This window comes from Cellulomonas septica, from assembly GCF_012396155.1.
GTDB classification, from domain to species: domain Bacteria; phylum Actinomycetota; class Actinomycetes; order Actinomycetales; family Cellulomonadaceae; genus Cellulomonas; species Cellulomonas septica.
Genome location: NZ_JAAXOY010000236.1, coordinates 1 through 4886, shown reverse-complemented (window position 1 = coordinate 4886; position 4886 = coordinate 1). Strand labels below are relative to the sequence as shown.

Below are 4886 nucleotides of genomic sequence, written 5' to 3'. Positions count from 1 at the left end.
GTGCTGCGCGGCGGCACGTGGGTCGGCATCCTCGAGCGCCTCGCGGTGACGGGCTGCTTCCTGGTCGGCGAGGCGGGGGGCATCGCCGTCGTCGTCGCGGTGAAGGGCCTCGGCCGCTACCCGGAGCTGCGCGAGAACCCGGGGGCGTCGGAGCGGTTCGTCATCGGCACGTTCGCCTCGCTCCTGTGGTCCGCCGCGGTCGGGTTCGTGGCCGCATGGTCCCTCACGCTCTGACGCGTCCCGACGGGCGATGGGCCGCCGCGACGGGCCGGGACGTGCGCGCACGGTAGGATGGTCGGCGGTCTGCGGCCTGCCCGGGCCACGTGACAGCCCAGGCGCACCCGCGCCGGCCGGTGGGCGCGTCCCGGCGGCGCCGCGAATCCTCCCGAACCCACGACAGGAAGCGACGACTGTGGCGACCACGAACGACCTCAAGAACGGCACCGTGCTGCGGATCGACGGGCAGCTGTGGACCGTCGTCGAGTTCCAGCACGTCAAGCCCGGCAAGGGCGGCGCGTTCGTCCGCACCAAGCTGAAGAACGTCCTCTCGGGCAAGGTCGTCGACAAGACGTTCAACGCCGGCCTGAAGGTCGAGACGGCGAACGTCGACAAGCGCGACTACCAGTACCTGTACAAGGACGGCGACGAGTTCGTGTTCATGGACACGGACACCTACGACCAGATGCACGTCTCGGCGGCCACGGTCGGCGACGCCGCGAACTTCCTGCTCGAGAACCAGAGCGCGCTGATCGCGACGAACGAGGGCGTGCCGCTGTACGTCGAGCTCCCGCCGTCGGTCGTCCTCGAGGTCACGTACACCGAGCCGGGCCTGCAGGGCGACCGCTCGTCGGCGGGCACCAAGCCCGCGACGCTCGAGACGGGCTACGAGATCCAGGTGCCGCTGTTCCTCGAGGCGAACACCAAGGTCAAGGTCGACACCCGCGACGGCAGCTACCTGGGCCGCGTGAACGACTGACGTGGGAGCACGCACCAAGGCCCGCAAGCGGGCCCTCGACGTCCTCTTCGAGGCCGACCAGCGCGGGCTCGACCCGGTGACGCTGCTCGCGCAGCGCATCGCCGAGCCGGGCACCGAGGCGGCGCTGCCGCAGTACTCGGTCGAGCTCGTCGAAGGGGTCGTCGCCCACCGCGAGCGGATCGACGAGCTGCTCGCGACCCACGCGCACGGGTGGACGATCGAGCGGATGCCCGCGGTCGACCGTGCGCTGCTGCGGCTCGGCACGTGGGAGGTGCTCTTCAACGACGACGTGCCCGACGCGGTCGCCGTGGACGAGGCCGTGGAGCTGGCCCGGTCGCTGTCGACCGACGACTCGCCGGCGTTCGTCAACGGCCTGCTGGGCCGCATCGTCGACCTGAAGCCGACGCTGCTCGCCTGAGCCGAGCCGCCCCGGAGGACCGCCCGACGGCCCGCGTCTACCGACCGACGCGGGCCGTCGGCACGCTGTGGAGCGTGTGCGCGGGCGTCACGACCGGGATCGCCTCGGTGACGGGACGCGGGCCACGGACGGGCAGCGACGGGGTCGCGCGTCCGAGGAAGTTGCCCTGCACGCGTCGCACCCCGAGGTCGACGAGCGTCGTGAGCTGCGCGGCGGTCTCGACCCCCTCGGCGACCACGTCGAGCCCGTGGTTCTCGGCGAGCGCGAGGATCGCGCGGACGGCGCCGCGCCCGCGCTCCGTGCCGAGCTCGCGGATGAACGAGCGGTCGATCTTGAGCACGTCGACGGGCAGGCGCCCGAGGCGGGAGATCGAGCTGTAGCCGGTGCCGAAGTCGTCGACGGCGACGCGCGCGCCGCGGGCCCGCAGCTCGGACAGCACGGGGACGGCCTGCACGGTCTGCACGAGCGCGCTCTCGGTGATCTCGAGCGTGAGGTGCTCCCAGTAGGAGTCGCCCCAGGCGGTCTCGAACTGCTCGAGCGCGTCGGGCTCGGTGAGCTGGCGGGACGCCACGTTGACGGCGACGGGCATCTGGAAGCGGTCGAGCGCGCGCCGGCTCTCGCGCAGCACGGCCAGGCCGATCGGGACGATGAGCCCGGACTCCTCGGCGAGGTCGAGCCAGTCCGCGGGCAGCACGAGGTGGCCGTGGTGGTTCCACCGGGCGAGCGCCTCGACCTGGAGGACCTCGAGCGTGGTGGTGTCGACGACGGGCTGGAAGTGCGCGGTGAACTGCCCGAGCGCGACGGCCTCCTCGAGCGCGACGCGCTGCAGCCGCTCGGCCTCGACGCGACGGCGCAGCGCGCGGTCGAAGACGCGGAACCCGCTGCGCGAGCGCTTCGCCTCGAGCATGGCGGTGTCGGCGTGCCGGACGAGCGCGTCGGGGTCGACGACGTCGCCGGGCACCCAGGTCGCGACCCCGACGGTGAGGCGCGTGGGGCGGCCGCCGTGCGACCGGTCCTCGAAGCCCTCGCGCAGCGAGCGGGCGAGCGCGACGAGCGCCGCGTCCTCGGGCGCGCGCGCGACGATCGCGACGAACTCGTCGCCGCCGAGCCGTCCGACGAGGACATCCTCGCCCGTGACGACCGTGCGGAGGTGGTCGGCGACGCGGGCGAGCAGGGCGTCCCCCCGGGCGTGGCCGAGCTCGTCGTTGACGCGCTTGAAGCCGTCGACGTCGCAGTAGACGACGGCGACACGTGTCCGTTCGACGTTCGCGCGGTCGAGCACGTCGACGAGGTGCTGCTCGACGGCGCGCCGGTTGGGCAGCGTGGTGAGCGGGTCGGAGAACGCGGTCGCGTGGAGCCGGTCGTTGAGGTGGTACCGCTCGCCGGCGGCCGCGACGATCTGCGCGAGGTCGACGAGGAAGCTGCGGGCGTGCGGGTCGAGGTCGGTGCCCTCGGCGGGGAACAGCTCGGCGACGAACCGGCCGCGGGCGATCGGCCGCAGCGAGCCCTCGATGGTGTCGTCGGCGAGGACGGCGCGCGCGGCGTCGCGGGCCGTGAGCAGCAGCCGCTCGGGGTCGCGGGCGAACCACGCGGCGTTCGAGAGGCTCGCGACGGCGTCCCGCATGCGGTGCTGGCGGGCGGCGGTGTCCTGCGCGCCGACCAGGCGGCGCAGCGCGAGGACCTCGAGCCCGACGGCGAGCGGGACCGCCCAGAGCGCGGCGAGGATCGCGCTGAGCGCCTCGTCGGGCAGCAGGACGCCCGCGAGGAGGATCGCGACGGACTCGACGCCCGCGATGACGAGCAGCGTGCCGAGCGACCCCATGGGCGTGCGGCCGAACGCGACCAGCACGTAGACGATGACGACGAGCACGGCGGCGAGCAGGCAGCCCACGTCGACGAGCGCCGCCTCGGGGGCGGGCACGAACCACGACGCGGTGCGGGCGACGAGCAGGACGGTCGCGGCGATGACCCACCACCGCACGGACGCACCGTGCCCGATGGCCTGGGCGGCGGGCAGGGCGATCAGCAGGAAGCCGGCGACGAGCAGGCCGTGCGTGACCTCGACGGCGTCGCGGGGCAGGCCCTCGGGGACGAGGGGGAACAGGCCGCCGACGAGCAGGAGCAGCGCGACGTCGGCGGACCACATGAGCGACCACGCCGCGCCGGGGTGCCGGGCGTCGCCGCGTCGCCAGAGCCAGTGCAGCACGCAGAAGCCCGCCACGAGACCGGCGACGAGCAGCTGCAGCACGGTGACCCACACCGGTACGGGACCCAGCACCTCCTAGACATCGGCGCGCAGGTCACGGGGCATGACTGGCATCCGGGTGACGCCGTCCTCGTCCGGTCGCCGCCCGTCCGGGTGACGGGCGGCGACCGGGACGCGCGCGGGTCGGGCCGCGGTACGGTCCCGGTCAGCCCGGTGCGCGGACCGGGCGGTTCTGCTCGCAGGTGACGCACCCGTCGGCGGGGTCCCGGTCGAGCCCGGCGAGCACGTCGACGAACGTGCGGGTGAGCGGCAGTCCCGTGCGCTCCTCCACGAACAGCCACTGCCCGGACGGGTTGACCTCGAAGAACACGTGCTCGCCGTCGGGCCGCACGCGCAGGTCGATGGCCCCGTAGACGAGCCCCAGCCGGCGCATGAGGCGCACGACGGCGTCGTGCACGGGTGCGGGCAGCGCGTACGGCTCCATGGGGACGGTGTCGAGCTCGAGCCGGAAGTCGAGCGCGTACGCGGTGCGTGCCGAGTGGATCGCGGCCGCGTGCACGGTGTCCCCGACGACGGTGACGCGCAGGTCGACGTCGCCGGGCACGTACTCCTGGAAGATCACGGGCGCGTGCCGCACGGCGTCGAGCAGGTCGACCTCGTCGGGCCGCAGGACGCGGGTCTCGCGCCATGCCGTCACCTGGGCGAGGAACGACTTGTAGACGGTGCGCCCGGGCCCGTGCGCGGCGACGAACGCCCGCGCCCGGTCGGGGTCGTTGGTCATGAGCGTGCGCGGCGTGACGAGTCCGGCCCGGCGCGCCTCGCGCAGCTGGTACGCCTTGTGCGAGGCACGGGTGTCCGCGTCGGGGTCGTTGACCCAGACGGCCGGCAGGAGCGCGCGCAGCCCGCGCAGGCCCTCGTCGCTCTCGGTGAGCGCGAACACCTGCGCGGCCGGGTCGGTCACGGACGGGTCGAGCGTGTACGGCAGGGGCCGGCGCCACCACGCGGCACGGCAGTCGGTGAGGTCGTGCTCCTTGCCGTCGACCGTGACCGCGAGCGCCGGTGCGTCGCCGTCGTCGTACGCGACGGTGACGGCGGTCGCGAGCGGGTACCGCCCGGAGTCGAGCACCACGACGTCGTGGCCGCGGCGCTCGAGCTCCGTGCGGACGGGGGCGAGGTGGTCGTCGCCCTCGTGGGACTCGACGAGGATCATGCGCCCGGACCCGTCGGGCCGCCGAGCGCGCGCAGCGCGGCGGCGACCTGGGCGAGAGCCTGCGCCGCGACCTCGG

Annotated in this window: 4 protein-coding genes and 1 pseudogene; 3 read left to right on the top strand and 2 right to left on the bottom strand. The window is 74.2% G+C overall.

What is annotated here, in order from left to right; translation table 11 throughout:
* From HGA02_RS10430 to nusB, 3 genes and pseudogenes are all read left to right on the top strand, one after another.
* Window positions 1–234 (top strand): annotated as a pseudogene (locus HGA02_RS10430) (hypothetical protein); the annotation flags it as partial.
* A 178-nt stretch (window positions 235–412) separates the two neighbouring features.
* Window positions 413–976, top strand: coding sequence for an elongation factor P (efp, locus tag HGA02_RS10425; RefSeq protein ID WP_124344336.1), 564 nt, complete (start codon window positions 413–415; stop codon window positions 974–976).
* A gap of 1 nt (window position 977) precedes the next feature.
* Window positions 978–1394: a transcription antitermination factor NusB gene (gene nusB, locus HGA02_RS10420; RefSeq protein WP_124344335.1), complete on the top strand. Its 417-nt coding sequence runs from the start codon at window positions 978–980 to the stop codon at window positions 1392–1394.
* A gap of 37 nt (window positions 1395–1431) precedes the next feature.
* Here the strand turns inward: nusB and HGA02_RS10415 are convergent, their stop codons facing one another.
* Window positions 1432–3672 (bottom strand): EAL domain-containing protein, encoded by a 2241-nt coding sequence (locus HGA02_RS10415; RefSeq protein ID WP_168678948.1) that lies wholly within the window; start codon window positions 3670–3672, stop codon window positions 1432–1434.
* Window positions 3673–3805: 133 nt separating this feature from the next.
* The gene (locus HGA02_RS10410; protein ID WP_168678947.1) at window positions 3806–4810 is read right to left on the bottom strand and encodes an MvdC/MvdD family ATP grasp protein; all 1005 of its coding nucleotides are present in this window, start codon (window positions 4808–4810) and stop codon (window positions 3806–3808) included.
* Window positions 4811–4886: the final 76 nt, after the last annotated feature.

Coding starts and splice junctions, on each gene's coding strand:
- HGA02_RS10410 (WP_168678947.1), bottom strand. CDS start 4,810: ATGATCCTCGTCGAGTCCCACGAGGGCGACGACCACCTCGCCCCCGTC.